The organism is Ruegeria sp. B1 (assembly GCF_056535885.1).
On record NZ_JBQFJA010000001.1, the window covers coordinates 4,461,794 to 4,488,236 of the forward strand.

The 26,443-nt window shown below is 56.0% G+C and carries 19 protein-coding genes; 6 read left to right on the forward strand and 13 right to left on the reverse strand.

All coding sequences use genetic code 11. The features are described from left to right. The first annotated feature begins 78 nt into the window (after positions 1 to 78). The gene (locus ACR3ES_RS22180; protein WP_480424534.1) at positions 79 to 1,089 is read left to right on the forward strand and encodes a formylglycine-generating enzyme family protein; all 1,011 of its coding nucleotides are present in this window, start codon (positions 79 to 81) and stop codon (positions 1,087 to 1,089) included. A gap of 220 nt (positions 1,090 to 1,309) precedes the next feature. On the opposite strand, the gene ACR3ES_RS22185 is transcribed toward ACR3ES_RS22180, so the two are convergent. The 5 genes from ACR3ES_RS22185 to rpsL all read right to left on the reverse strand — a co-directional run bounded on the left by ACR3ES_RS22185 (position 1,310) and on the right by rpsL (position 7,450). Then, positions 1,310 to 2,554, reverse strand: a complete 1,245-nt coding sequence (locus tag ACR3ES_RS22185) for a cation:proton antiporter domain-containing protein (protein WP_480424535.1) — start codon at positions 2,552 to 2,554, stop codon at positions 1,310 to 1,312. A 666-nt stretch (positions 2,555 to 3,220) separates the two neighbouring features. Continuing rightward, on the reverse strand, positions 3,221 to 4,396 hold the full coding sequence (tuf, locus tag ACR3ES_RS22190) for an elongation factor Tu (protein WP_170438373.1): 1,176 nt from the start codon (positions 4,394 to 4,396) through the stop codon (positions 3,221 to 3,223). A 60-nt stretch (positions 4,397 to 4,456) separates the two neighbouring features. Next, a complete protein-coding gene (fusA, locus tag ACR3ES_RS22195) occupies positions 4,457 to 6,574 on the reverse strand; it encodes an elongation factor G (RefSeq protein WP_170431214.1) in 2,118 nt (705 codons plus the stop codon). Between the two features lie 18 nt (positions 6,575 to 6,592). After that, entirely contained in the window at positions 6,593 to 7,063 is a 471-nt protein-coding gene (rpsG, locus tag ACR3ES_RS22200; protein ID WP_039529242.1) for a 30S ribosomal protein S7, read from the reverse strand. A gap of 15 nt (positions 7,064 to 7,078) precedes the next feature. Next, a complete protein-coding gene (gene rpsL / locus ACR3ES_RS22205) occupies positions 7,079 to 7,450 on the reverse strand; it encodes a 30S ribosomal protein S12 (protein ID WP_005621086.1) in 372 nt (123 codons plus the stop codon). 393 nt (positions 7,451 to 7,843) lie between these two features. Between rpsL and ACR3ES_RS22210 the strand changes: the two genes are divergently transcribed. After that, positions 7,844 to 8,659: a putative rhamnosyl transferase gene (locus ACR3ES_RS22210; RefSeq protein WP_170431212.1), complete on the forward strand. Its 816-nt coding sequence runs from the start codon at positions 7,844 to 7,846 to the stop codon at positions 8,657 to 8,659. Here the strand turns inward: ACR3ES_RS22210 and ACR3ES_RS22215 are convergent. Then, complete coding sequence (locus ACR3ES_RS22215) at positions 8,644 to 9,513, reverse strand: DMT family transporter (RefSeq protein ID WP_170431210.1); 870 nt, start codon at positions 9,511 to 9,513, stop codon at positions 8,644 to 8,646. The two genes, ACR3ES_RS22210 and ACR3ES_RS22215, sit on opposite strands and share 16 nt — an antisense overlap. Positions 9,514 to 9,620: 107 nt before the next feature. Continuing rightward, entirely contained in the window at positions 9,621 to 10,472 is an 852-nt protein-coding gene (locus ACR3ES_RS22220) for an autotransporter outer membrane beta-barrel domain-containing protein (RefSeq protein ID WP_480634758.1), read from the reverse strand. Positions 10,473 to 10,905: 433 nt separating this feature from the next. Between ACR3ES_RS22220 and ACR3ES_RS22225 the strand changes: the two genes are divergently transcribed. After that, positions 10,906 to 11,151, forward strand: a complete 246-nt coding sequence (locus ACR3ES_RS22225; RefSeq protein WP_480493525.1) for a hypothetical protein — start codon at positions 10,906 to 10,908, stop codon at positions 11,149 to 11,151. A 51-nt stretch (positions 11,152 to 11,202) separates the two neighbouring features. Here the strand turns inward: ACR3ES_RS22225 and rpoC are convergent, their stop codons facing one another. The 4 genes from rpoC to rplJ all read right to left on the reverse strand — a co-directional run bounded on the left by rpoC (position 11,203) and on the right by rplJ (position 21,022). Beyond that, positions 11,203 to 15,444 (reverse strand): DNA-directed RNA polymerase subunit beta', encoded by a 4,242-nt coding sequence (gene rpoC, locus ACR3ES_RS22230; RefSeq protein ID WP_170431205.1) that lies wholly within the window; start codon positions 15,442 to 15,444, stop codon positions 11,203 to 11,205. Positions 15,445 to 15,659: 215 nt separating this feature from the next. Continuing rightward, entirely contained in the window at positions 15,660 to 19,796 is a 4,137-nt protein-coding gene (gene rpoB / locus ACR3ES_RS22235) for a DNA-directed RNA polymerase subunit beta (RefSeq protein ID WP_170431203.1), read from the reverse strand. Positions 19,797 to 20,046: 250 nt separating this feature from the next. Next, a complete protein-coding gene (gene rplL, locus ACR3ES_RS22240) occupies positions 20,047 to 20,424 on the reverse strand; it encodes a 50S ribosomal protein L7/L12 (RefSeq protein WP_170431201.1) in 378 nt (125 codons plus the stop codon). Between the two features lie 79 nt (positions 20,425 to 20,503). After that, entirely contained in the window at positions 20,504 to 21,022 is a 519-nt protein-coding gene (gene rplJ / locus ACR3ES_RS22245; RefSeq protein ID WP_170431199.1) for a 50S ribosomal protein L10, read from the reverse strand. Positions 21,023 to 21,503: 481 nt separating this feature from the next. Here rplJ and ACR3ES_RS22250 point away from each other — a divergent pair, with 481 nt between their 5' ends. Then, the gene (locus tag ACR3ES_RS22250) at positions 21,504 to 23,234 is read left to right on the forward strand and encodes an LTA synthase family protein (RefSeq protein ID WP_480424542.1); all 1,731 of its coding nucleotides are present in this window, start codon (positions 21,504 to 21,506) and stop codon (positions 23,232 to 23,234) included. Positions 23,235 to 23,291: 57 nt separating this feature from the next. Further along, complete coding sequence (locus tag ACR3ES_RS22255; RefSeq protein WP_480493523.1) at positions 23,292 to 24,299, forward strand: aminoglycoside phosphotransferase family protein; 1,008 nt, start codon at positions 23,292 to 23,294, stop codon at positions 24,297 to 24,299. A gap of 55 nt (positions 24,300 to 24,354) precedes the next feature. On the opposite strand, the gene rplA is transcribed toward ACR3ES_RS22255, so the two are convergent. Then, entirely contained in the window at positions 24,355 to 25,053 is a 699-nt protein-coding gene (gene rplA, locus ACR3ES_RS22260; RefSeq protein ID WP_170431193.1) for a 50S ribosomal protein L1, read from the reverse strand. Between the two features lies 1 nt (position 25,054). After that, a complete protein-coding gene (gene rplK / locus ACR3ES_RS22265; RefSeq protein WP_010440985.1) occupies positions 25,055 to 25,504 on the reverse strand; it encodes a 50S ribosomal protein L11 in 450 nt (149 codons plus the stop codon). Positions 25,505 to 25,870: 366 nt separating this feature from the next. Here rplK and ACR3ES_RS22270 point away from each other — a divergent pair, with 366 nt between their 5' ends. Next, complete coding sequence (locus tag ACR3ES_RS22270) at positions 25,871 to 26,344, forward strand: putative molybdenum carrier protein (RefSeq protein ID WP_170431191.1); 474 nt, start codon at positions 25,871 to 25,873, stop codon at positions 26,342 to 26,344. Positions 26,345 to 26,443 lie beyond the last annotated feature (99 nt).

Below are 26,443 nucleotides of genomic sequence, written 5' to 3' on the forward strand. Positions count from 1 at the left end.
ATTTTGATCAAAGACAAAAAACCGCCGGAATAGTCAAATATGCTAACTCTAGTAATCACCGCTATGAAGGTTGTCAAAGTGGACTTTAAAAAAACGGCCAAGCATTTGCTGATCCTAGTCACTCTGTTGGCCGGAGCGATAGCTAAGGCCGACATAGTAAATCCAGCCTATGGAGACCAAAACCTCACTGATCTCAATACATTCAAAGAATGTGACTCTTGCCCTGAAATGATCGTGTTACCTTTGGGTCGATTTTTGTTTGGCACGTCAGAAATTGCGGCAGAAGAAGCGCACCAAAGGATGAAAAGTATTGCTCGATCAGATAAGATCAAAGACTCTTTTCCATACGGCAATTTTGTTAATGAACTGCCAGAGCACGAGGTCGTAATAGATATTCCAATTGCAATGGGACGCAATGAGGTCACTCGTGAAGAGTGGGCGGCTTGCGTGGCGGATGAAGTCTGTTCGGACAGATCGGACGAACGCATACATTTCCGGCATCCAAATGGACCATATCAAGACCATCCACGCAGCCCGATTGCCGCGATAACTTACTTAGAAGCCGAGGAATACGTTGCTTGGCTCAATAAGAAGATTGGCATGAGTGCTTACCGTTTACCTACGGAAGCAGAATGGGAATATGCAGCTCTTGCAGGTGCGAATACTCCGTTTGCACAAGGTAATACGCTGACACGCAAACAAGCTAATTTTGCGGTTTTCTGGCTAGACTTGGAGGACGGTGAAATCGTGTGGGAAAGTGACCCTGAAAACGAAAAACGACCTGTCTCTGCAGATGAGCTAGATGCCGCGAATGATTGGGGGCTAAGGCATATGTCCGGAAACCTTTCGGAGATGACAAGATCTTGTTGGAATGACAAACATATCGGTTTGGTATCCTCCAGTCGGTATCTAGCCACCTCAACCAGACCGCTGGGTTGCAAACGAGTGGACAAAGGCGGGTTTTTTGCCGGGCATGTAGAATTGTCGCGCCCAGCTCGTCGTACAAGCTTGTCTGAAGATCATTGGTCACCGTGGATTGGCTTTCGCGTTGTACGTGAAATGAACGCTCCGATTCGGCAGTCGAAATGATCACTCCTCAATCACGACTCAATCTTCAATGCCTCAAGAAGGCCGCCGCCTAGGGAACGGCCTTCTTGAGTTCAATCGATTGGGCTCTCATTGCTCTTTCAGAGCAACTGCCGCCCACTAGTCGGCAAAGCCGCCTTACTTAATGATTATGGACACGACACCGGCGCTGACGATGCACAGTAACCTTGGTCCTCCAACGCTTCGTCCAGAAACTGCACTCCTAACTCTCGGCCTGTTGGTTCTGCGCGTATCGGGGCGCAACAACCTTATCGTAGAAAACAAAAAACAGCGGCGTCAGCACCATTGATAGCGCAACGACAATGATCAGCGTATTCGCCAGATCCGCGCTCAACACATGCGTTGCGACTGAAAAAGACAGCAGAACAAACCCAAATTCCCCGGCCTGCGCCATCCCAAGGGCAAACAGCCAGTTACTCGCGCCTGTCACACCGAACAGGCGACCGAGAATGAGAAGAACCCCAGCCTTGATGAGCATCACACCAAGCGTCATCGCAACAACCGTTCCGAAGTGATCGACCATCAGTCCAAAATTCACCGAGGCGCCGACGCTGACAAAAAACAAGCCAAGAAACAGCCCTTTAAAGGGTGTAATTTCCTTTTCCAGGGCGGGCCGATACTCACTATTGGCCAAAGCAACACCCGCAATGAAGGCGCCGAGCGCCGGTGTCAGACCGACAATCATCATCAATACTGCAACACCCACGATAAGTGTCAGAGCCATGGCCGTAAGCAACTCGGGCAGTTTGGCGGACTCGACATATCGGAATACGGGTCCGGTCAGGTAAGAGCCCCCGGCGATGACCAGTATGATTGAACTGAGGGTTAGAAGTGCCCGCAGCCATTCGGGCAGGTGCTGAACCAGATTCAAGGAAAACCCGGGGTTTGTTGTGGGTCCATGACTGACGGTGCCGACGCCGGCCGCCACCAGATCGGGCATCGCCAGCAGTGGTAGAAGCGCCAGAATAGGGATGACGGCAATGTCCTGCATGAGCAGAACGGAAAAACTCGCCTGCCCTCCGCTGCCCATCAGCAAACCTTTTTCGTGCAGGGTCTGAAGCACAATTGCTGTTGAAGACAATGAAAAGATCAGCCCAATGGTCAGCGCGGTCGGCCACGGTTGGCCAAGTGCTGTCGCCAAACCCATGATGGCGAGGGTCGTGCAAATCAGTTGTAGCCCACCCAAGCCCAGCAATCTATGCCTTAAGTCCCAGAGCTTTTTCGGTGCCAGTTCGAGGCCGATCAGAAACAGCATCATGACGACGCCAAACTCGGCAAATTGCTCCATGCTGCCTACATCGACGTTCAGGGCGGTTAATGCCGGACCGAGCAGCATGCCCGCAACAAGAAACCCAAGAACGGAACCCAGCCCAAGCCAAACGGCGATTGGGACAATCGCAATACCCGTTCCGAGCAAGACAAAGGACAAAAGAAGATAATTTTCCATCTGGTTTAAAAAAATCGCTAACAGGCTTGTCTTTAAAAAGATCACATTCGGGAGGGTTCAGTTGGTCCGACACCATACCGCCCCCGCGGCAGAACGTCGAGCCGCAAGGACATAAACACGTGCTTTCAGAAGCACTATATTTAGCCATACAGTCTGGAACAGACTTGCTTCAGTAAGCTGGCTGCCTGTCAAAAATAGGGTGGCAGAGGAACAACCGGATCATCTTCCTGAGGGTTTCCATCGCACGGGTTATCACAATCCCAGTCCGCCTTGCTGTCTACCTCGCACAAAATGGCATCCCGCATGTCAGCAAGGTCACTGCTGTGCAGTATCCGCGTTCCATAGTTCACAAACTGGAGCCCAAACATGGTTCACCCTCTCTTTCATCAAGAACGCGCAACCAACCGTTAGGCGGTGGCCCTTTGCAGCGGGATTTGGGTTGATCCATCTCTGGTTGGGCAGCCCATGATCCGTTTGTGCTCGGTCGATCTTGACGTTGCGATTTACCTTCCCACTCGAAGTTAAGACCGAGGCGTTTGAACCACGTGGCCAAACAATTAATTCATTTTTGGAAAACAAAAAAAGGCCGCCCGTGAGGGACGGCCTTTCTTGTTGCAACGGTTGGGCCCGAGATTATTCGGCGAATAATCTCATCGCCGCCACCGATTACTCGATGATTTTCGACACGACGCCGGCGCCGACGGTGCGGCCGCCTTCGCGGATGGCGAAGCGCAGACCGTCTTCCATCGCGATCGGGGCGATCAGTTCGACGCTGAAACCAACGTTGTCACCGGGCATGACCATCTCGGTGCCTTCGGCCAGGGTCACGGTGCCGGTCACGTCCGTGGTCCGGAAGTAGAACTGCGGACGGTAGTTCGCGAAGAACGGGGTGTGACGGCCACCCTCTTCCTTGGTCAGGATATAGGCTTCGGCTTCGAACTTGGTGTGCGGGGTCACCGAACCCGGCTTACACAGAACCTGGCCACGCTCAACACCGTCACGGTCGATCCCGCGCAACAGGGCGCCGATGTTGTCGCCCGCTTCACCGCGGTCCAGCAGCTTGCGGAACATCTCAACACCGGTGCAGGTGGTTTTCTGGGTGTCGCGGATGCCGACGATTTCGATCTCGTCGCCCACATTGATCACGCCACGCTCGACACGGCCCGTGACAACGGTACCACGGCCCGAGATCGAGAACACGTCTTCGACCGGCATCAGGAACGGCTTGTCAACTTCACGCTCAGGGGTGTCGATATACTCATCAACAGCCGCCATCAGTTCCTTGATCTTCTCTTCGCCGATTTCCGGGTTGTTGCCTTCCATCGCGGCCAGAGCCGACCCTGCGATGATCGGAACATCGTCGCCGGGGTATTCATACGAAGACAGCAGCTCGCGGATTTCCATTTCCACCAGTTCCAGCAGCTCTTCGTCGTCGACCTGGTCGACCTTGTTCATGAACACGACCATCTTCGGGATGCCAACCTGGCGGCCCAGCAGGATGTGCTCACGCGTCTGCGGCATCGGGCCGTCGGCTGCGTTCACAACCAGGATCGCGCCGTCCATCTGGGCAGCACCGGTGATCATGTTCTTGACGTAGTCAGCGTGGCCGGGGCAGTCGACATGCGCATAGTGGCGCGCGTCGGTCTCGTATTCCACGTGGGCGGTCGAAATGGTGATGCCGCGCGCTTTCTCTTCCGGCGCGCCGTCAATCTGGTCATACGCCTTGAAGTCACCGAAATACTTGGTGATCGCTGCGGTCAGCGTCGTCTTGCCGTGGTCAACATGCCCAATCGTGCCAATGTTGACGTGCGGTTTTGTACGCTCAAACTTTTCCTTTGCCATGATGGCCTCCTTTTTCGGTAATGAAGGGAGCCCCTGACCGGAGCTCCCTCAAATCGTCGCTTATGCGTATTTCGCCTGAATCTCGTCCGAGATGTTCTGCGGAACCGGATCGTAGTGGTCGAACTGCATGGTGAACTGGGCACGGCCCGACGACATCGAACGCAGAGTGTTGATGTAGCCGAACATGTTCGCCAGCGGAACAAACGCGTCGATCGCGATCGCGTTGCCGCGCGGTTCCTGACCAGACACCTGGCCACGACGCGAGGTCAGGTCGCCGATGATACCGCCGGTGTATTCTTCCGGGGTGATCACTTCGACCTTCATGATCGGTTCCAGCAGTTTCGCGCCAGCTTTGCGCATGCCTTCACGCATACACATCCGCGATGCGATTTCGAACGCCAGCACGCTCGAGTCAACGTCGTGGAACTTACCATCGATCAACGCGACCTTGAAGTCGATCACGGGGAAGCCGGCCAGCGGGCCGCTGTCCATGACCGAGTTGATGCCTTTTTCAACGCCCGGGATGTATTCCTTGGGCACGGCACCACCAACGATGCGGCTTTCGAACGAATACCCTTCCCCCGGCTCTGTCGGGGAGATGATCATCTTCACCTCGGCGAACTGACCCGAACCACCCGACTGTTTCTTGTGGGTGTAGGTATGTTCGACCTCGTGACCGATGGTCTCACGATAGGCCACCTGCGGCGCACCGATATTGGCCTCGACCTTGAATTCACGCTTCAGACGATCAACCAGGATGTCCAGGTGGAGTTCGCCCATACCCTTCATGATGGTCTGACCCGATTCCATATCGGTTTCCACACGGAAGGACGGGTCTTCGGCGGCCAGACGGGCCAGACCCTGGGACATCTTCTCTTGGTCGCCCTTGGTTTTGGGCTCAACCGCGATTTCGATCACCGGATCGGGGAAGGTCATGGTTTCCAGAACCACCGGATCCTTTGCGTCACACAGAGTGTCACCGGTGGTGGTGTCTTTCAGACCCGCCAGCGCGATGATGTCGCCTGCAAACGCTTCTTCGATCTCTTCCCGGTTGTTCGAGTGCATCATCATCATACGACCGATGCGCTCTTTCTTACCTTTGGTCGAGTTAAGGATCGAGTCACCCTTGTTCATGGTGCCCGAGTAGATCCGAGTAAAGGTCAGCGAGCCAACGAAGGGGTCGTTCATGATTTTGAACGCCAGACCCGAGAAGGCCATTTCGTCGTCTGCACGACGGGCGATGTCACGAACTTCTTCCTCGTCGCCGGGTTTGAAGCCCATGTAATCAACAACGTCCAGCGGGCTGGGCAGATAGTCGATCACAGCGTTGAGCAGTGGCTGAACGCCTTTGTTCTTGAACGCCGAACCACCCAGAACCGGAACGAACGCGATGTCCAGAGTACCTTTGCGCAGCAGGGCGCGCAGGGTCGGAATGTCGGGTTCATTGCCTTCCAGGTATTCCATCATCGCGTCGTCGTCCATTTCGACGGCCGCTTCGATCATCTTGCCGCGCCATTCGTCAGCCATGTCTTTCAGGCTGTCGCGGATCGGTGCTTTGATCCAGCTTGCGCCCAGATCTTCACCCTGCCACAGCCATTCTTCCATGGTGACCAGATCGATCAGACCTTCCAGCTCGGACTCGGCGCCGATCGGAATACCAACCGGAACAGCGCGTGCGCCGGTGCGGTCTTCGATCATGCGAACGCAGTTGAAGAAGTCCGCGCCGATCTTGTCCATCTTGTTGACGAAAACCATACGCGGAACCTTGTAGCGGTCAGCCTGACGCCACACGGTTTCGGTCTGAGGCTCAACACCGGCGTTTGCGTCCAGAACGCAGACGGCACCGTCGAGAACCGCCAGCGAGCGTTCAACTTCGATGGTGAAGTCAACGTGGCCGGGGGTGTCGATGATGTTCAGGCGGTGCTTAGGGGTATCGGCGGTCTGACCGTCCTCAGTGCGCTCCCAGAAAGTGGTGGTCGCAGCCGAAGTGATGGTGATGCCGCGTTCCTGCTCCTGCTCCATCCAGTCCATGGTGGCTGCACCATCGTGCACCTCACCGATGTTGTGGGATTTACCAGTGTAATACAGGATACGCTCCGAGCAGGTGGTCTTACCTGCGTCGATGTGCGCCATGATACCGAAGTTACGGTATAGTTCGAGCGGATATTCGCGTGCCATTTTTGATAAGCCTCTGAATTACCAACGGTAGTGGCTGAAGGCTTTGTTCGCCTCGGCCATCTTGTGGGTGTCTTCGCGCTTCTTCACGGCGGTACCGCGGGACTGTACAGCGTCCAGCAGTTCACCGGCGAGGCGTTCTTCCATGGTGTTTTCGTTGCGGCCACGGGCAGCGGTGATCAGCCAGCGGATGGCCAGAGCTTCGCGGCGCTCGGGGCGGACTTCGACCGGAACCTGATAGGTTGCACCACCAACCCGGCGCGAGCGAACCTCGACCGACGGTTTGATGTTGTCGAGCGCTTCGTGGAACACTTCGACAGGTGCGCGCTTGATCTTGTTCTCAACGCGGTCAAAGGCGTTGTAGACGATGCGCTCTGCGACCGACTTCTTGCCGTCGATCATCAGGTTGTTCATGAATTTGGTAAGTACCTTATCGCCAAATTTGGCGTCAGGCAGGACTTCGCGTTTTTCGGCGGCGTGACGACGTGACATATCAGCCTCTCCTTCTTACTTGGGACGCTTCGCGCCGTATTTCGAACGACGCTGCTTACGGTCTTTGACGCCCTGAGTATCCAGAACACCGCGCAGGATGTGGTAACGCACACCGGGAAGGTCTTTCACACGGCCGCCACGGATCAGAACAACCGAGTGTTCCTGTAGGTTGTGGCTTTCACCTGGGATGTACGAGATGACCTCGAACCCGTTGGTCAGGCGCACCTTGGCAACCTTACGCATAGCCGAGTTCGGCTTTTTTGGTGTGGTGGTATATACACGTGTGCAGACGCCGCGTTTCTGCGGGCACTGCTCCAGGTGCATGGACTTCGAGCGTTTTACTTTGGGCTGCCGCGGTTTGCGGATCAGCTGTTGAATAGTTGGCATTCCGGTTTCTTCCCCGTTTTGCAACACACATGACATGCACGCGGCTGCGTGCGGTTAAATTCGCTACACTTATGCGTCCACAAGCGCAAAACCCGCGAGCGTTCCCATTCCGAGGTGAACGTCGCGGTTTGTTATCAGAGGGCGCGAACGACAAAATTGTCCGGGCCTTGACCAGTTCATTACTGAAATCGGTTACGGGGCGGCCCCCGGTACCGAGATGCGCGCGTCTTAAGGGGAGTCGATGCAAGTGTCAACAGCACGCCCCGCACATATCCAAGCCGCCGGGAAGTGCCTTGTTATCCATTCAAATCCAAAGTCGTAAAAACACTACCGCATTGCGGGCAACTGAGGTCACCGGCATAGTGACCCCAGAGATCTTAAGACGGTTGAATCATGCAAGTCATCGGCCTGTGCCGTTTTTCTTACCCGGCCCTCAGCAGTTTTCAAGTCGTACACGATACCGTGGAACAGCGACGGCGGCATCTCTACCAACCGGACCGCCTGGAGGAGCGGTTCCGTCTTTTTGAGTCCTCCACCCTGCCCTGCTTTCGTGAACAGACCGACGACGATTTTCAATTGAAGGTGGTGATCGGAGATTGTCTTCCCAAAGCGGCGTTCGATCGGCTGCACGACCTGACTGCGGAAATGAAACAGGTTCAAATTGTTCAGCGTCCGTCCGATACCAGTCTTAAGCATAGGCAGGTGATGAAGGACGTTCTGAATGCGGCGCGGATAAATCCCGATCAGTCATGCCTGCAGTTTCGCCATGACGACGATGACGCAGTGTCTGTTGATTTCGTAGAACGGTTGCGAAACGCCGCCAAAGAAAACAAGATTTTGCTAGAGCGCAACCGCACTGTGGGTATCGACTTTAACCGGGGGTTCTTTGCGCGAATGACGTCAAACGGAATCTGCGCAACTGAGGTTTTCAAATCCTTATTGGGCGTAGGTCTCGGTATGTATGTCTCCGGCAAGTGCAAACAAACCATCATCAGCTTTACGCACCACAGGCTCGGGCGGTTCATGCCCGTTGTCAGCTATCCGGACGCCCCCATGTGGGTCAGGACCCTTAGCAGCTTCAACGATGCCCCGGGAGCTCGCAAAAACACCAAAGAACTAAAACCTCTCACTCCTGAACAAGAAGGTGAGTTCATCGCGCGGTTTGCCATCGACCAAAACACCGTCCGGCAGGTTCATTCTGTTTCTTGACGCACCCGCTCGCGGAACAGGGTGAACATCCCGGCTGCAACAACAAGCGCAGCCCCCAGAAGGGTCACGCCGTCAGGCCACTCATCAAACACAAGCCAACCCAGCCCTAACGCCCAGATCAGACTCGAATACCTGAAGGGGGCGACAAATCCAACGTCGCCAACACGCATCACCATGACGCTGAACAGATATCCCATCAGCACGAACACCGCCGCGGATGCCACCAATATGCCAGCGCCAGTTGAAACCGGCACCCATCCCTCGAATACGGACACAACAGCCGCCGCAATCGCTATGGAAATGGACGTTGCCAGGGTAACGACCAATGACGGAACATCGGGCGACATACGCCGCGTAATCAGATCGCGCAGAGTGATGCACAACACCGCCACCAGAGCGTAAGCCGAAAAGACGCTGAACCCCTCTGGCCCGGGCCGTACGATCAGCAGCATGCCTACAAACCCCATGGTGATCGCCAGAATTCGGCGCCAGCCTATATGCTCGGAGAAGAACAAGGCCGCCCCCAAGGTCACGGTCAACGGCAATGCCTGAAGCACGGCGGTCACATTTGCCAGCGGCATGTTCTTTAGCGCTGTGAGAAAGAAGAAGGTCGCGGACAACTCTGCCAGACACCTCAGGGCAACCAACCATTTGTCATGGCGCGAGAAATTCAGGTGAAGCGCACCAATCGACCGTGCCAACAGGTAGACCAGAAAGGCGGCCAGACACCCGCGCATTGCAACCAACTGGAACAAGGGCATTTCCTGCAGGGCAACCTTTACCAGCGTATCGTTCAAGGTGAACGCCGCCATGCTGCCCGTCATCAGCAAGGCACCCTTGATGTTTGGTGTCATGACAATTCGAACCAGCCTCAATTCAACCGGCACATTGGCCCAATGAGTGGACGTGTTGTCAACTGCTGCATGGTGAGGAGGGACCGGTTTTCGAGCGGCTCTTGAGTTTAAAACTCAAAATTGTAGGCAAACTCAATTTCGACTTCATTGTACCCACTTAGCCCAATTCCATCGTAGAGGATGCTGGTAGTCCAGCGCCCGCCATTGTTCGTCAGAAGGTCCGTCCCCGCAGAGAGAGAACCAACAACATCACCAACGCTTTCGATTTCCAGATCATTGCCCAGAACAAGACCATCTCCGGGACGTTCTGCGTACCAATCAATGCCTGCACCAAAGAACGGAAGCCATTGCACCCCATTCGATCCGGCAAGTGGGTCGACCCATACGTCAACGGCGACTCTTGCGATGAGGGTTTCGGCATCATTGCTGGCCACATTGAAAGCGGTGACGCCATCTGTGTATTGATGATCCGGCATGTCGTCCTGCGCATAAAAGACGCCGAGTTTTGGGAAAATTGACAGGTTACCGCGATTGAGGCGCCTGGTTAGATTCGCATCGACAAAGAAACGATCCGCATCAAAAGAAGATCCAAAGGTTCCGATCCGGTTGGTGACTTCTCGATTTGCGTAGCCGAGCCAAACATCCACCAACGTGGAATTGTCCGGTCGCCACCCGAGATAGGGACCCACAAAATAGCTGTTTATGTCGGCAGAAACTGTATTGTTGAACGAGTTTGAATTGGCGGCGTCCAAACCGGCTGCAATACCAACCTGCAAAACGTCGTCACTCCAAACATCCAGACCAAAAATCAGCTGAGCGCTCGAGTCGCTTCCATCTCGGGAATACTGATCATTGTTGGCATAAGAGAATGACGTATCGAACCAGGCAAAGCTGTCCTCGTCGGTTGCGGAGTTGCCCAATTCTTCGACACCATACGGCCCAAGCGACCGTCTGCTCAAACGTTCGGTAATTGACCAATGCCCCAACAGCGTCGGGGAAAAACCAATGATCGCGCTTTCGGTTATGGGTTGTCCCCCTCCGCCGGATCCACCACCGGGAACAGGCGGCAGCCTCTGACTGGGACGCGCCAATTGGTTGGTGGTCGCAATTGCGCAACCCGAACCCGAAGTGTCACCCGAAATCTCCGAAAGCGTATGGGCTCCGGCGGGTCCCACCGCAACAAAAGGAGACGCCGAAATATGCAAACCTGAGCCAATCCACGTATCAACACGTGTTGAAGAAACGGTTGCGTCCAATGCAAACGCCGAACCCGCGGTGGTTCTGGATAGCCAGAGCGATTGGCTACCGTCCGCCGTTGTGCTCAACGAATACAGATTTCCCAAGCTTCCGCAGGGGCCAGCCTGAGCCTGTGCATCGCGTGGTAGGGATGCGATGCCGACAACGAAACTCAAGGCCAAGCCAATTCTCATAGAGCTTCTTGAAGAAGCTTCAAACTCAATCATTGGAATCTACCCTAAGAATAATTCCAATTCTTGCATCATTTTACAGATTGGTCCACTTGTGGATGCTCAAGCGATCTTTGAAACAACTCCAAGCGGCGGCAAAGTGCCTACAATGCATAACCAAAGCCCTGAGTGGTCGCGATTGATAAAACGCCAAGATACTGATTCAAAATAAAAAAGGCCCCGCGTTGTTGCGGGGCCTTCTCAGACTGTCGTTTGCCGAAGCTTACTCGCGACTTTCCGGCGTCTCCACCAGAACATCAAGTTCGTCACCGACCAGATCATCCTCCATCACTGGCGCGGCCAGTGCGGCGGCGGCTTCGGCCTCCTCCCGGCGCGCTTCGATCACCACATTGTCGCGGCTCTGCGCAATGTGGCGGACGTTTTGGGTGGCACCCCCTGTCCCGGCGGGGATCAGGCGACCAACGATGACGTTCTCTTTCAGGCCAACCAGCTTGTCCTTCTTGCCCTGAACCGAAGCTTCGGTCAGCACGCGGGTGGTTTCCTGGAACGACGCCGCCGAGATGAACGAACGCGTTTGCAGCGAAGCCTTGGTGATCCCCAAGAGGATCGGCTCGCCCTGAGCCGGACGACCACCGCGGGCGATGGTCTTCTCGTTGGCTGCGTCGAACTCTTGCTTGTCGACATGTTCGCCTTTCAGCAGGGTGGTGTCGCCTGAATCCAGGATCTCCCACTTCTGCAGCATCTGGCGCACGATGACTTCGATGTGCTTGTCGTTGATCTTCACGCCCTGCAGACGATAAACGTCCTGCACCTCGTCGATCATGTAATCCGCCAGCGCTTCGACCCCCATGATGGACAGGATGTCATGCGGAGCCGGGTTACCGTCCATCAGGTATTCACCCTTCTGGATGAAGTCCCCTTCTGCGACCGGGATGTGCTTGCCCTTGGGCACCATGTACTCGATGGTCTCCATGGACTCGTCCGCCGGTTCGATGCTGATGCGGCGCTTGTTCTTGTAGTCGCGGCCAAAGCGCACGTAACCATCGGCTTCTGCGATGATCGCGTGATCTTTCGGACGGCGGGCTTCGAACAGTTCGGCCACACGCGGCAGACCACCGGTGATGTCCTTGGTCTTGGCGCCTTCACGTGGGATACGCGCTACAACGTCACCGGCTTCGACTTGCTGACCGTCTTCGACCGACAGGATCGCATCCACCGACATCGGATAGTGAACCGGGTTGCCCGCATCGTTGCGGACCGGCTCGCCATCTTCACCGACCAGAATGATCTCGGGCTTGAGGTCGCTGCCTTTGGGCGCAGCGCGCCAGTCGATCACGATCTTCTGGGTCATGCCGGTTGCATCGTCGGTCTCGTCACGAACAGCAAGGCCCGAAACCAGATCGACATATTTCGCAGTACCGGCTTTCTCGGCGATGATCGGCAGGGTGTAGGGATCCCATTCGAACAGCTTGTCGCCACGGGCCACTTTGGTGCCGTCTTTGACGAACAGCTTGGAACCATAGCCCAGCTTGTGGCTGGCACGCTCTTCGCCGTGTTCGTCGTTGATCACCAGCTTCATGTTCCGGCCCATGACCAGGCTTTCGCCTGCGGCATTGACCAGGATCTGCGGGTTCTCGAACGAAACGACGCCTTCCTGGCTGGCTTCCTGGAACGACTGCTGACCACCTTGGGCAACACCACCGATGTGGAAGGTCCGCATCGTCAGCTGTGTACCCGGTTCACCGATGGACTGAGCGGCGATGATGCCGACAGCCTCACCTGTGTTCACGATAGTACCGCGCGCAAGGTCACGACCGTAGCACATCGCGCAGACGCCTTCCTCTGACTCACAGGTCAGAGGCGAGCGGATGCGGGCCGACTGAACACCGGCTTCATCGATCGAGTCAGCCATACGCTCATCGATCAACTGACCGGTTGCCACCAATACCTCATCCGATCCCGGACGCAGGATATCACTTGCCGCCACGCGACCCAGCACACGCTCGGCCAGGGATGCAACAACCTCACCGTCATTCACCGCTGCTTCTGCAGTGATGCCACGTTCAGTGCCACAGTCGATCTCACGAACGATGCAGTCCTGCGCGACGTCCACCAGACGACGGGTCAGGTAACCCGAGTTCGCCGTCTTCAGAGCGGTATCCGACAGACCCTTACGAGCACCGTGGGTCGAGTTGAAGTACTCGAGAACGGTCAGACCTTCTTTAAAGTTCGAGATGATCGGCGTCTCGATGATGTCGCCGTTCGGCTTGGCCATCAGGCCGCGCATACCGCCCAGCTGCTTCATCTGAGTAACCGAGCCACGCGCACCGGAGTGGGCCATCATGTAGACCGAGTTCGGTTCCTGCTCGGAGCCGTCCTCTGCCCGATCCGACGACGAGATCGTCGACATCATAGCCTCGGTGACGCGGTCGTTACACTTCGACCAGGCATCGACAACCTTGTTGTACTTTTCGCCCTGAGTGATCAGGCCGTCCATGTACTGTTGTTCAAAGTCTTTCACCTGACCGCGGGTGTCATCGACGATGCCCCACTTGTCATCTGGGATGACCATGTCGTCCTTACCGAACGAGATGCCCGCCTTGAACGCTTCTTTGAAGCCCATCGACATGATCTGGTCACAGAAGATAACCGACTCTTTCTGACCGCAATACCGGTAGACGGTGTCGATGACCTGCTGCACTTCTTTCTTCCGCAGCAGGCGGTTGACCAGCTCGAACGGCGCTTTGTTGTTCATCGGCAGCAGAGCACCCAGGCGCAGACGGCCCGGAGTGGTCTCGAAACGCTTCTGAACTTCGTTGCCTTCGTCGTCGATCTGCGTGATCCGCGCGGTGATCTTGGTGTGCAGATGCACTTCACCGGCGTCCAGCGCGTGCTGAACTTCTTCGATAGACCCGAAGACCTTGCCTTCACCCGGCATGCCTTCGCGTTCAAGCGTCACATAGTAGAGACCCAGGATCATATCCTGCGACGGAACGATGATCGGTGCGCCGTTTGCAGGCGACAGAACGTTGTTCGTCGACATCATCAGAACGCGCGCTTCCAGCTGGGCCTCAAGGCTCAGCGGGACGTGAACGGCCATCTGGTCACCGTCGAAGTCGGCGTTAAAGGCCGAACAGACCAGTGGGTGCAGCTGGATGGCTTTACCTTCGATCAGGACCGGCTCAAAAGCCTGAATGCCAAGACGGTGCAGCGTCGGCGCACGGTTCAGCATGACAGGGTGTTCGCGGATCACCTCGTCGAGGATATCCCACACTTCGGGACGCTCTTTCTCGACCAGTTTCTTCGCCTGTTTCACGGTCGAAGACAGACCCTTGGCTTCAAGGCGCGAGTAGATGAACGGCTTGAACAGTTCCAGCGCCATCTTCTTGGGCAGACCACACTGGTGCAGCTTGAGTTCCGGACCGGTTACAATGACCGAACGGCCCGAGAAGTCGACACGCTTACCCAAAAGGTTCTGACGGAAGCGGCCCTGCTTGCCTTTCAGCATGTCCGACAGCGATTTCAGCGGACGCTTGTTGGCGCCGGTGATCACGCGGCCACGACGGCCGTTGTCGAACAGAGCGTCCACGGATTCCTGCAGCATCCGCTTTTCGTTGCGGACGATGATGTCAGGCGCGCGCAGTTCGATCAGACGCTTCAGACGGTTGTTCCGGTTGATGACACGGCGATACAGATCGTTCAGATCCGAGGTCGCGAAACGGCCACCATCCAGCGGGACCAGCGGACGCAGTTCCGGCGGAATGACCGGGATCACGGTCATAACCATCCACTCAGGCCGGTTGCCCGACTCGAGGAAGCTTTCGACAACCTTCAGACGCTTGATGATCTTCTTGGGCTTCAGTTCGCCGGTTGCTTCGGCCAGATCAGCGCGCAGCTGCTCGGCTTCGGCTTCCAGATCGATCTGGGCCAGCATCTCACGGATAGCTTCGGCACCGATATTGGCGGTGAACGCGTCCATGCCATAGGCATCCTGCGCATCCATGTACTCTTCTTCGGTCAGCATCTGGCCGTAGGTCAGGTCAGTCAGACCGGGCTCGATAACGACGTAGTTTTCAAAGTACAGAACGCGTTCCAGATCGCGCAGCGTCATGTCCAACATCAGACCGATGCGGGACGGCAGCGATTTCAGAAACCAGATATGTGCAACGGGTGCTGCCAGTTCGATGTGGCCCATACGCTCACGGCGGACTTTCTGCAGGGTGACTTCCACACCGCATTTCTCGCAGACAACGCCGCGATACTTCATCCGCTTATATTTGCCGCACAGACATTCGTAATCTTTGATCGGGCCAAAAATACGCGCGCAGAACAGACCGTCACGTTCAGGCTTGAACGTCCGGTAGTTGATGGTTTCGGGTTTCTTGATCTCGCCATAGGACCAAGACAGAATCCGCTCGGGCGACGCCAGCGAGACCTTGATCTCGTCGAAGACCTTCGGGGGCGTCAGCGGGTTGAACGGGTTATTGGTGATTTCCTGGTTCATTTAAAGTCCCTTTCTTAGGGGATTTAGAAGAAGATGATACGGACCGACGCTAGGAAGGCGAACCCTCCAAAAAGAAAGAGTATCGGTCTTAGAATCTTGAACAGGGTTGAGGTGCTGTACGGGGCGTATTGAATTGACGCTATTATGAGGCAGCCACTCAGGTAAGCTCCTAGGACACCAGTCCATACTGGAAGCTCCCCAACCCAGTTCATTGATTACTCATCCACCTCCGCATCCAGGAGTTCCATATTCAGGCCGAGGCCACGGACTTCTTTCACCAGAACGTTGAACGATTCTGGTACGCCCGCTTCAAAGTTATCCTCGCCCTTGACGATCGACTCATAGACCTTGGTCCGACCGGCGACGTCATCCGATTTCACGGTGAGCATCTCCTGCAGGGTGTAGGCGGCGCCGTAAGCTTCCAGAGCCCAGACCTCCATCTCACCAAAGCGCTGACCACCGAACTGCGCCTTACCACCCAGCGGCTGCTGGGTAACCAAGCTGTACGGACCGGTCGAACGCGCGTGGATCTTGTCATCCACCAGGTGGTGCAGTTTCAGCAGGTACTTGATGCCCACGGTCACCGGACGTGCGAATTGCTCACCCGTACGACCGTCGAACAGAATCGACTGACCGCTTTCCGAGAAGCCCGCACGCACCAGCGCGTCGTTGACGTCCGCCTCTTTGGCGCCGTCGAAGACCGGGGTTGCGATCGGAACACCGCGGGTCACGTTGCCCGCAGCCTCGATCAGGCCATCCTCGTCCAGACCGGTGATGCCTTCTTCGTAGACATTCTCACCATACGCCAGCTTCATCGCTTCGCGCACCGGGGTCAGATCGCCGGAGCGGCGGTATTCACCCAGAGCGTCGTCGATGTTCAGACCCAGACCACGTGCGGCCCAACCCATATGGGTTTCAAGGATCTGACCGACATTCATACGCGAAGGCACACCCAGCGGGTTCAGACAGAAGTCAACCGGCGTACCATCGGCCAGGAACGGCATGTCTTCCATCGGAACGACCTTGGAGATCACACCTTTGTTCCCGTGACGACCGGCCATCTTGTCGCCCGGCTGCAGCTTGCGCTTCACGGCGATGAAGACTTTGACCATCTTCATCACACCCGGCGGCAGGTCGTCGCCACGGCGGACCTTCTCAACCTTGTCCTCGAAACGGGCGTCCAAAGCACGCTTTTGCACTTCGTACTGCTCGTTCAGAGCCTCGACGATCTGTGCGTCCTGCTCACCTTCCAGCGCCAGCTGCCACCACTGACCACGGGTCAGGGTTTCCAGCAGCTCCTCGGTGATCACAGACCCTGCCTTGACGCCTTTCGGGCCTTTGACAGCGGTTTTACCCAGGATCAGACCTTGCAGACGCGCATAGATGTTGCGGTCGAGGATCGCCAACTCATCATCCCGGTCACGGGCCAGACGTTCGACTTCCTCACGCTCGATCTGCAGCGCACGTTCGTCTTTCTCGACGCCGTGACGGTTGAAGACGCGGACTTCGACGACAGTCCCGTAATCGCCCGGCTTCACGCGCAGCGAGGTGTCGCGCACGTCAGATGCTTTTTCACCGAAGATGGCGCGCAGCAGCTTTTCTTCCGGGGTCATCGGGCTTTCGCCCTTCGGAGTGATCTTGCCGACCAGAATATCGCCCGGCTCAACATCCGCGCCGATGTAAACGATGCCCGCCTCGTCGAGGTTGCGCAGCGCTTCTTCACCGACATTCGGGATGTCGCGGGTGATCTCTTCCGGGCCCAGCTTGGTATCACGGGCGGCGACTTCAAATTCCTCGATATGGACCGAGGTAAAGACGTCATCCCGCGCGATACGTTCCGAGATCAGGATCGAGTCTTCGTAGTTGTAACCGTTCCACGGCATGAACGCGACGACCACGTTCTTACCAAGGGCCAGTTCACCCATATCGGTCGACGGACCATCGGCGATGACCTCGCCCTTCTGGACAGTGTCACCTACCTTGATCAGCGGACGCTGGTTGATGCAGGTGTTCTGGTTCGACCGCTGGAATTTGCGCAGACGGTAGATATCAACGCCAGCGTCGCCCAGTTCCAGATCTTCGGTAGCGCGGATAACGATACGCTGGGCATCAACCTGGTCGATGATTCCGGCGCGTTTCGCCTGGATAGCAGCGCCTGAGTCGATCGCAACCTTTTCCTCGATCCCGGTACCGACCAGCGGTGCCTCGGCACGCAGCAGTGGAACCGCCTGACGTTGCATGTTCGAGCCCATCAGAGCGCGGTTGGCGTCGTCATTTTCAAGGAACGGGATCAGCGATGCAGCAACCGATACCAGCTGTTTCGGCGACACGTCGATCAGGTCCACATTCTCGCGCGGAGCCAGAGTGTAGTCACCGGCCTGACGGGTCGACACCAGATCGTTGATGAACTTGCCATCCGCATCCAGCGTCGCGTTCGCCTGCGCCACGGTGTGACGCATTTCTTCGGTCGCGGACATGTAGTGAACCTCATCGGTCACCTCAGCGTCTTTGACGACGCGATACGGTGTTTCGATGAAGCCATACTTGTTCACGCGGGCGAAGGTGGCCAGCGAGTTGATCAGGCCGATGTTCGGACCTTCCGGCGTTTCAATCGGGCACATCCGGCCATAGTGGGTCGGGTGTACGTCGCGGACCTCAAAGCCCGCACGCTCGCGCGTCAGACCACCAGGGCCAAGCGCCGAAAGGCGGCGTTTGTGAGTAACTTCCGACAGCGGGTTGGTCTGGTCCATGAACTGCGACAGCTGCGACGAGCCGAAGAATTCACGAACAGCAGCCGCAGCCGGTTTCGCGTTGATCAGGTCCTGAGGCATGACAGTGTCGATCTCGACCGACGACATACGCTCTTTGATCGCGCGCTCCATGCGCAACAGGCCAACGCGGTACTGGTTTTCCATCAGTTCGCCGACCGAACGCACACGACGGTTGCCGAGGTGGTCGATATCATCCACGTCGCCCGTACCATCGCGCAGCTCCACCAACGCTTTGATGCAGGCCACGATGTCTTCGCGGCGCAGGGTGCGCGTGGTGTCCGGCGCGTCCAGCGCCAGACGCATGTTCATTTTCACGCGGCCAACGGCAGACAGGTCATAACGCTCGCTATCGAAGAACAGGGTATCGAACAGGGCCGAAGCAGCTTCGACGGTGGGCGGTTCACCCGGACGCATGACGCGGTAGATGTCCATGAGCGCGCTTTCGCGGTTCATGTTCTTGTCCTGCGCCATGGTGTTACGCATGTAGGGACCGACATTGACATTGTCGATGTCCAGAACCGGGATGTCGGTGATGCCCGCGTCGATCAGCTCCTTTGCGGTGCCGCCGATCAGGTCGCCGTCTTTGTCGTATTCCAGTGTCAGCTCGTCCCCGGCTTCGACATAGATCGCACCGGTTTCTTCGTTGATGATGTCTTTGGCGACATACTTGCCGACGATGTTGTCGAAAGGCACCAGCAGGTTGGTGACGGTACCTTCGTCGATCAGCTTCTTGACTGCACGCGGAGTGACTTTCTTGCCCGCTTCGGCAACGACTTCACCGGATTTCGCGTCGACCAGATCATAGGTCGGGCGGGTGCCGCGCACACGTTCCGGGAAGAACGGCGTTACCCAGCCCTTCTTCTTGTCCAGCTTGTAGGACACGGTGTTGTAATACGCGTCCATAATCGCTTCCTGATCCAGACCCAGCGCATAGAGCAGGGTTGTCACAGGCAGTTTGCGGCGACGGTCGATACGGGCGAACACGATGTCTTTGGCGTCGAACTCAAAGTCAAGCCAGCTGCCGCGATACGGGATGATGCGGCAGGCAAACAGCAGTTTACCCGAGGAATGGGTCTTGCCCTTGTCGTGGTCAAAGAACACACCGGGCGAGCGGTGCATCTGGGACACGATCACACGCTCGGTGCCGTTCACGATGAACGTTCCGTTCGGTGTCATCAGGGGCATATCGCCCATGAACACGTCCTGTTCCTTGATGTCTTTGACCGATTTCGCGCCGGTGTCCTCATCGACATCAAACACGATCAGACGCAAAGTGACCTTCAGCGGCGCGCTATAGGTCATGTCGCGCTGCATGCACTCTTCGACGTCGTATTTTGGTCTCTCCAGATCGTATTTCACGAACTCCAGAACGGAGGTTTCGTTGAAATCCTTGATCGGGAAAACCGACTGGAACACGCCGTTGATGCCTTCGCCGTCTGTGGGCTGTTCTGCATCGCCGGAGCGCAGGAAAAGATCATAAGAAGATTTCTGCACCTCAATGAGGTTCGGCATTTCCAAAACTTCGCGGATTTTGCCGTAATATTTACGAAGACGTTTCTGGCCAAGGAACGTTTGAGCCATGTCAGATGTCACCTTTCGATGTTCTCAGCGGGCAAAGACACCGTCGGGCCCCGGTATCTTGCACATTCGAGACGACACGTCCGGATCAATTCATGGCCACCGTCCCGAGTGGCGGCCTCCCGATCCGAAAACCGTGTCTTAGAAAACGCCCCATCGGTTTAGGCCCTTTCTAAGACAGGTTCGGCTGGACCCGGATTTCTCCGGGACCAGCCAAATTTCCGGTGCATCCGCGATGCACCAAAAGACTGACTTAGGCCAGTTCGACCTCGGCGCCAGCTGCTTCCAGCTTGCCTTTGATCTCTTCGGCTTCGTCTTTCGACACAGCTTCTTTGATCTTGCCGCCGGCTTCGACCAGTTCCTTGGCTTCTTTCAGGCCCAGGCCGGTGATGCCGCGAACTTCTTTGATGACGTTGATTTTCGAAGCGCCGGCGTTCTTGAGAACGACGTCGAATTCGGTTTTTTCTTCCTCGGCTGCACCGCCAGCATCGCCAGCTGCGCCTGCGACCATTACGGCGCCGCCAGCGGCGGGCTCAATGCCGTACTCGTCTTTGAGGATGGTTTTCAGTTCTTGTGCTTCCAGCAGGGTCAGACCAACGATCTCTTCTGCCAGTTTCTTCAGATCAGCCATTGTATCAGCTCTTTCCGTTTACAGTGTGTGTTCCAACGTCAGGGCACATGCCCCACGCAGATCATTCAGTGCCAACCGCTTACGCAGCTTCCGCCTTCTCTTCGATGGTGGAAAGGATGCTTGCGATGTTGCTTGCAGGTGCGCCAATTGCGCCGGCGATGTTCGAAGCAGGCGCGCCGATGCAGCCCACGATCGAAGCAATAAGCTCTTCACGCGACGGCATTTTCGACACGGCTGTAACACCAGCCCGGTCCAGAGCGTTCTCACCCATTGCACCGCCAAGAATTTCGAACTTTTGGTTCTCTTTGGCGTAGTCCTCGGCCACTTTGGCTGCTGCCACAGGGTCTTCGGAATAGGTCAGAACGGTCATCCCTGTCAGCAGGTCGGCCATGCTTTCACACGGCTTACCCTCAAGGGCGATTTTGGCGAGCCTGTTCTTGGCAACACGCACTGCACCACCCGCGTCACGAGCACGTGCGCGCAGGTCCTGCATCTCGGCAACTGTCAGACCGGCGTAGTGCGATACGACTACGACGCCAGAGCTTTCGAAGATCTGGCCGAGTTCCTCGACCACTTTCTCTTTCTGGGCTCTATCCACAGTTCTCTCCAAGTTAGGGGCGATACCTCACCCCGGCTCATATTTGCCGCAGCTTTCGCTCCGGCGTTCAGGTCCGTAGTTACGGGATTGGCCAAAATGCGCCCGAGAGCTGGACCCTCAGAATTCTTTGGTCTTACCCGTCTCAGGCAGGGAATTAAGACCTGTCGTGAGGTCACCCACCGTCTTGGACGAAACGAAATAAAGCGCACGACGAATCGCACGCTTTGTTCCGCAAGTCTCTTTAGGGCAGATGACTCCGGTTTCCAAGAGGTAAATTGCACCCCCTGAAGATACGGCTGCGTCTTGGCAAGAGGGTCAATTCGCTCGACGAACCACCCCGAAGAACAGCGTAAAAATCACGCCTGTCATTAATGCGCGCTTCGTCGGGGCGCAAACAACCTTGCAATAGGCATCTCAATGTGAGCTTTTATGCAAAAAATGCGATCAAGCAGGCACTTCGACGATGACATCAGCATTTCGCTTGAAGCAGCGCGCAGCGCGCTTCGGAAGCATCTTTGTAAGCGTTCTCACTATCACGCTTTATCATCGGTATCTTTGTCTGACGGCTTTCGCGAAGGGTTCTTATGGCTGGACATATAACGCCCACCAGGGTTTCGACCCCACAACTGCCTTTTTCGTCGACAAGGGACCCGTCTTGTGGCTCGGTGTTGCCGGCGACGTCTTGTTTGCTACTGCAACTGCACTTTTGTTTACATTAGCACCCTACACGGTTCTTCTGATCTCATTCGGTGTCTTGGCGTTTTTCTATGCGTCCAACATCGAACACGTTAAAGCCAATCTGACGTCTATCGATCTCGATCTCCTGAGCTTTGCAACCGACACAACATTTATCGACGCGCATCTGACCTCAGGGATCATCGTGAACGCTGCTATTTTCTTCGCCATTGCGCTGGTTTTACTGCGACTGGAACGCTTGGGACATGTTGCCCGATTTAGCGTTCTTATCGGAGTGGCTCTAAGCACCGCGGCATTTGCCTATATCCCGAACAGTTTTCGCATCAGCGAGCCTGCCTGGCTGCAAACTCATCCGCTGCTTCCAACACTCGGCCAGTCAAGACTAGAAACATCGGACAGGAACTTCGATACCGCCGCCTTTGACCGCGCCCAAGTGATTGAACTCGGACCAGAGCGGTTGAACGTACTCTTTGTTTATTTGGAAGGGCTTTCCCGATTTAGCCTGACCAAAGCAGATATGAAAACTCTGGGCACCCTCGCAGACCAGAACATCAGCCTTGAACGTTTTGTCGGACATCAATTGATCACCTCCAATGGGCTCTACACCACGCTAACCGGAGACGTTCCGAGTTTCATCTCCAGCAAACACAAGTGGGACGATCTGGCCGATAGTGCCGAGGTCACCGCTGAGGCGCTGCCGGTTGTCCTATCCGAGCAAGGCTATCATACCGCCTTCCTGCAAAGCGCTCCTTTGGCATTCATGTCAAAAGACACACACCTTGCTGAACTGGGTTTTGAGGAGTTGCGCGGAAATCAGGATTGGTCATCCGGAGATGGTGTTCTCCGCAATGGGTGGGGCATTGATGATCGCTCCTTGTTCCGAAACGTCGTCAACTACATCGATGATCTGGACGGAACGCAACCCTGGTTCATTTCGGTTCTGACAACCGGCACTCACGCGCCTTACAACGTTCCCCATGACTTCCTGCCCCAAGAGATCTCTGCGCGCTATCGCGCGCTGAAATATCTCGACATCGCAGTTGCGGAGTTGATGCAGAAGTTGGAAGTCAGGGGGCTGCTGGCTAACACCGTTGTCATATTCACCGCTGATGAATCCCGCGAGTCCTCAAGCCTGCCGCCTTTAGACAACCAAATACTACTCAGCTGGCTACCATTCATAGCCATACATCCCAGTCAAGCGACACAGTCGGTAAATCAAGTCCTCCCAAACAAAATGACCCGGGATCTGGTATTGAAACTTGCCACAAATACCGCGGTGCCCGATTTGCAAGCGTTCGCCGCGGAGTCTGAACCAGTCATCTTTGGAAACGTTTTCGATGGCCGTATCTTCTGGTACGAACCTCAGACCGGGGATTTCTTTGCCTGCCTGAAAGGCGCTCAACTGGGCTGCGAGTATTGGCGCGATGTGCACGACATTACCCGCCCAACAATGGGCATCAGGACTGGTCAGGCCTTTTTCCCAAATCTCAAAAACGCCATTCTGGATCGCGAGTGAGATGACTCTGAGCGTGCGGGCCATTGACAGCGACATTCCGCTGCGGTCACGTCACACATGGAGACGCGGAACAGGCGCGGGTTCGAGGGCACAATGACGCCAGTCACCTCTGACGAATACGACAAGGCCAGTGCCTGCGCGGATGAATTGGTGCAACGCTGTCTGAAAACGCCTGTCACTCAAGTAGAGTTCCTCTGCCGGTCGCATGCGTTCCCCGACACCCGTCTTGTTTGGAAAGTCGAAAGCTCAGGTCGTAACTACGCACTAAAACTCGACACGCTTTCACCCGAAACCGGGCGCCTTGGCAAAGAGTTTGACCTGCTAGAACAATTGACGGGATACTTCAAGACCAACCCAACCAATCGGGTTGTGAGGCCCGTTTACTTGTCCCCAAGCGATCAATTCATGGTCACTGAGTTCGTAGACCGTCCGACAGCAACGGACATTATCTACAATAGTAACAACGAAGCACAGGTCGCGCAAATCTATCGTCGGTCGGGATCATGGCTGCACGACCTGCACGGGTTTAAAGCATCGACTGATTACGCATTCCGTCCTCGCTGGATGACTGAGAGCATAGATGATCTGAGTGCAAATCTGCCGCCACACGTCGCACAGATCACCCGACCCATGGTCGAAAGCTTTCTGAACGAAGCTGTCGCTCTGAAAAACCGTATGGACTTGCGGGTTTTCTCACACGGGGATTTTCATGGTTCAAACCTGATTATGGGGAAAGGCACCTCAATCGGGCTGGATTTTACCGAGGCACGAGACAAGCTCGCCGTCTATGATATCGTTGACCTTCTGAAGGCAGATATCTTCCGAGATGGAGACGAAAGCGATGTTGACCGAAGTGGTATTCTGAGCCGAAACAAACAGATGTTCTTTCGCCAGTACCGCCACCCCGTAGATATGGAGGTTCTCGATTGCTGCCTGCGAGGACGGCTGCTGAAAGATTGGCTGCGCCTTTGGCAGGCCGGCTTCACCTGCAGCGATTTCGAACTTCTAAAACGCGACCGCCTGGAACTGCGCCTCAAACAGGCCTTTCGATCGGCGCAAAAATAAACCCGAGCGGCGACGGCCACCCGGGTTTCACAACATGTTGCTTTTGAGCTCGGGCTCACTCGCCCGACGCGGCCGCCACATCCAGTGTCACACCCGGGCCCATGGTCGAGCTCAGCGCGATCTTCTTCATGTAGGTGCCTTTGGCGCCCGACGGCTTCGCCTTGGCGACGGCGGAGATAAAGGCACGAACGTTTTCGACCAGCTTGGCTTCGTCAAACGACGCTTTGCCAACACCGGCGTGCACAACGCCGCCTTTTTCCGCCTTGAATTGAACTTCACCGCCCTTGGCTGCTTCTACGGCCGCTTTCACGTCCATAGTCACGGTGCCAACTTTCGGGTTTGGCATAAGATTGCGAGGGCCCAGAACTTTGCCCAGACGGCCGACAATCGGCATCATGTCCGGGGTGGCGATGCAGCGATCGAACTCGATGGTGCCGCCCTGAACGGTTTCCATCAGATCCTCTGCCCCAACGATATCCGCGCCCGCTTCTTTTGCTTCGTCAGCCTTGGGGCCGCGCGCAAAGACAGCAACGCGCATCGATTTGCCGGTGCCGTTCGGCAGGCCAACAACGCCACGAACCATTTGGTCCGCGTGACGGGTGTCAACGCCGAGGTTCAGTGCGATTTCGACGGTTTCGTCAAACTTAGACGTTGCGTGGGCCTTAACCAGTGCAACCGCTTCTTCAACCGACAGATCTGTCTTGCCAGCGAAAGCTTCGCGCGCAGTGCGCGTACGTTTACCGAGTTTTGCCATCTTACTTCACCTCGATGCCCATAGAGCGGGCCGAGCCCAGGATGATCTGCATTGCGCCTTCGACGTCGTTGGCGTTCAGATCTTTCATTTTGGCTTCGGCGATTTCGCGAACCTGCTTGCTGGTCACGGTGGCCACGGTCTCACGACCGGGGTTTTCCGCACCACGGGGGCGGTTCCGCTTGCCAACCGGCTTCAGACCAGCTGCTTTTTTCAGGTAATAAGACGCGGGCGGCGTCTTGATGTCCATGGTGAAGGACTTGTCCTGATAATAGGTGATCACGGTCGGGCACGGAGCGCCGGGCTCCATGTCTGCGGTCTTGGCGTTGAACGCCTTGCAGAATTCCATGATGTTGATGCCGCGCTGACCCAGCGCCGGACCAACTGGCGGCGATGGGTTCGCCTGACCTGCAGGAACCTGCAGTTTCATTGTACCAGCAAGCTTCTTGGCCATTTGGTTTTCCTTTCAACGTAGGTGAAACGCGTTCCACCCGGTTTATGTTGCGTGGTCCGGCCCGGGATCGCGATCCCGGCAACCTCCCACGAGAGAATCTCGCCCGAAGACGATAATGGCGGCACTTATAGAGGAATGCGGGGGTTGGCAAGTGGGAGCCGTTGAAACCCGAAACCTGCACCGAGCCAAATACGGTGTGATTTTAGTGACGGACGAAGCAACCGTAAAACAGTCCACAATACACTTTCGCTCCGCAGCCAATTTGTCTTGCCAATAAGATTTAGCATTTTCACTGTCAGCGCAACGGTTTGAGGTCGACACAAATCGTCTGACACGGGACCAAAGACCCGGCTGTAGGAGGGAACAATGAAGATCATATCGGGAGGGCAGACTGGCGTGGACTCGGCCGCACTTGAATTTGCCCTGCAAAACAGCCTCAGACATGGGGGTTGGGTTCCCAAAGGGCGTCTCAATGAAAACGGTCGCATTCCCGCACAGTTTAAAGGGTTGGTCGAAGCGCTTACACCTGAACCCAATGAAAGAACGCGGCTCAATGCAGGTTCCAGTGATGCAACACTGATTATCACGGATCGATCTCAAAGCCCCGGAACAACCTACACCAGCGAAGTGGCGAAAGAACTCGGAAAGCCTGTCCTGTGCATCGATCTTTCACAGAACGGCGAAAAGCTGAGAGAGCGACTCTGGCACTGGCTCACATCGACCGACCCGGTTGTCTTGAACATTGCCGGTCCTCGAGAGTCCGAAGCGCCCGGCATCCAATCAAAGGCACTGACCTTTCTGAATACTACCCTTTTGCCTTTCCTGAACTCTGCTTCTTAGCCTGCGTAAGGTCCAGTTCAATAGGCGTTTACCCGCCAAAGATCGACAACGATTCCTTCGGCTTCGCGCCGACCTCGACAGCGATCATTAGACTCGGCG

Excerpts from the sequence above, each read along its gene's own strand:
- rplL (WP_170431201.1), bottom strand. The coding sequence starts at position 20,424 with ATGGCTGATCTGAAGAAACTGGCAGAAGAGATCGTTGGTCTGACCCTG.
- ACR3ES_RS22270 (WP_170431191.1), top strand. The coding sequence starts at position 25,871 with ATGAAGATCATATCGGGAGGGCAGACTGGCGTGGACTCGGCCGCACTT.
- ACR3ES_RS22210 (WP_170431212.1), top strand. The coding sequence starts at position 7,844 with ATGCAAGTCATCGGCCTGTGCCGTTTTTCTTACCCGGCCCTCAGCAGT.
- ACR3ES_RS22185 (WP_480424535.1), bottom strand. The coding sequence starts at position 2,554 with ATGGAAAATTATCTTCTTTTGTCCTTTGTCTTGCTCGGAACGGGTATT.
- fusA (WP_170431214.1), bottom strand. The coding sequence starts at position 6,574 with ATGGCACGCGAATATCCGCTCGAACTATACCGTAACTTCGGTATCATG.
- rplK (WP_010440985.1), bottom strand. The coding sequence starts at position 25,504 with ATGGCCAAGAAGCTTGCTGGTACAATGAAACTGCAGGTTCCTGCAGGT.
- rpoC (WP_170431205.1), bottom strand. The coding sequence starts at position 15,444 with ATGAACCAGGAAATCACCAATAACCCGTTCAACCCGCTGACGCCCCCG.
- rpoB (WP_170431203.1), bottom strand. The coding sequence starts at position 19,796 with ATGGCTCAAACGTTCCTTGGCCAGAAACGTCTTCGTAAATATTACGGC.
- ACR3ES_RS22255 (WP_480493523.1), top strand. The coding sequence starts at position 23,292 with ATGGAGACGCGGAACAGGCGCGGGTTCGAGGGCACAATGACGCCAGTC.
- ACR3ES_RS22225 (WP_480493525.1), top strand. The coding sequence starts at position 10,906 with ATGCCGACAACGAAACTCAAGGCCAAGCCAATTCTCATAGAGCTTCTT.
- rpsL (WP_005621086.1), bottom strand. The coding sequence starts at position 7,450 with ATGCCAACTATTCAACAGCTGATCCGCAAACCGCGGCAGCCCAAAGTA.
- rplA (WP_170431193.1), bottom strand. The coding sequence starts at position 25,053 with ATGGCAAAACTCGGTAAACGTACGCGCACTGCGCGCGAAGCTTTCGCT.
- tuf (WP_170438373.1), bottom strand. The coding sequence starts at position 4,396 with ATGGCAAAGGAAAAGTTTGAGCGTACAAAACCGCACGTCAACATTGGC.
- rpsG (WP_039529242.1), bottom strand. The coding sequence starts at position 7,063 with ATGTCACGTCGTCACGCCGCCGAAAAACGCGAAGTCCTGCCTGACGCC.
- ACR3ES_RS22215 (WP_170431210.1), bottom strand. The coding sequence starts at position 9,513 with ATGACACCAAACATCAAGGGTGCCTTGCTGATGACGGGCAGCATGGCG.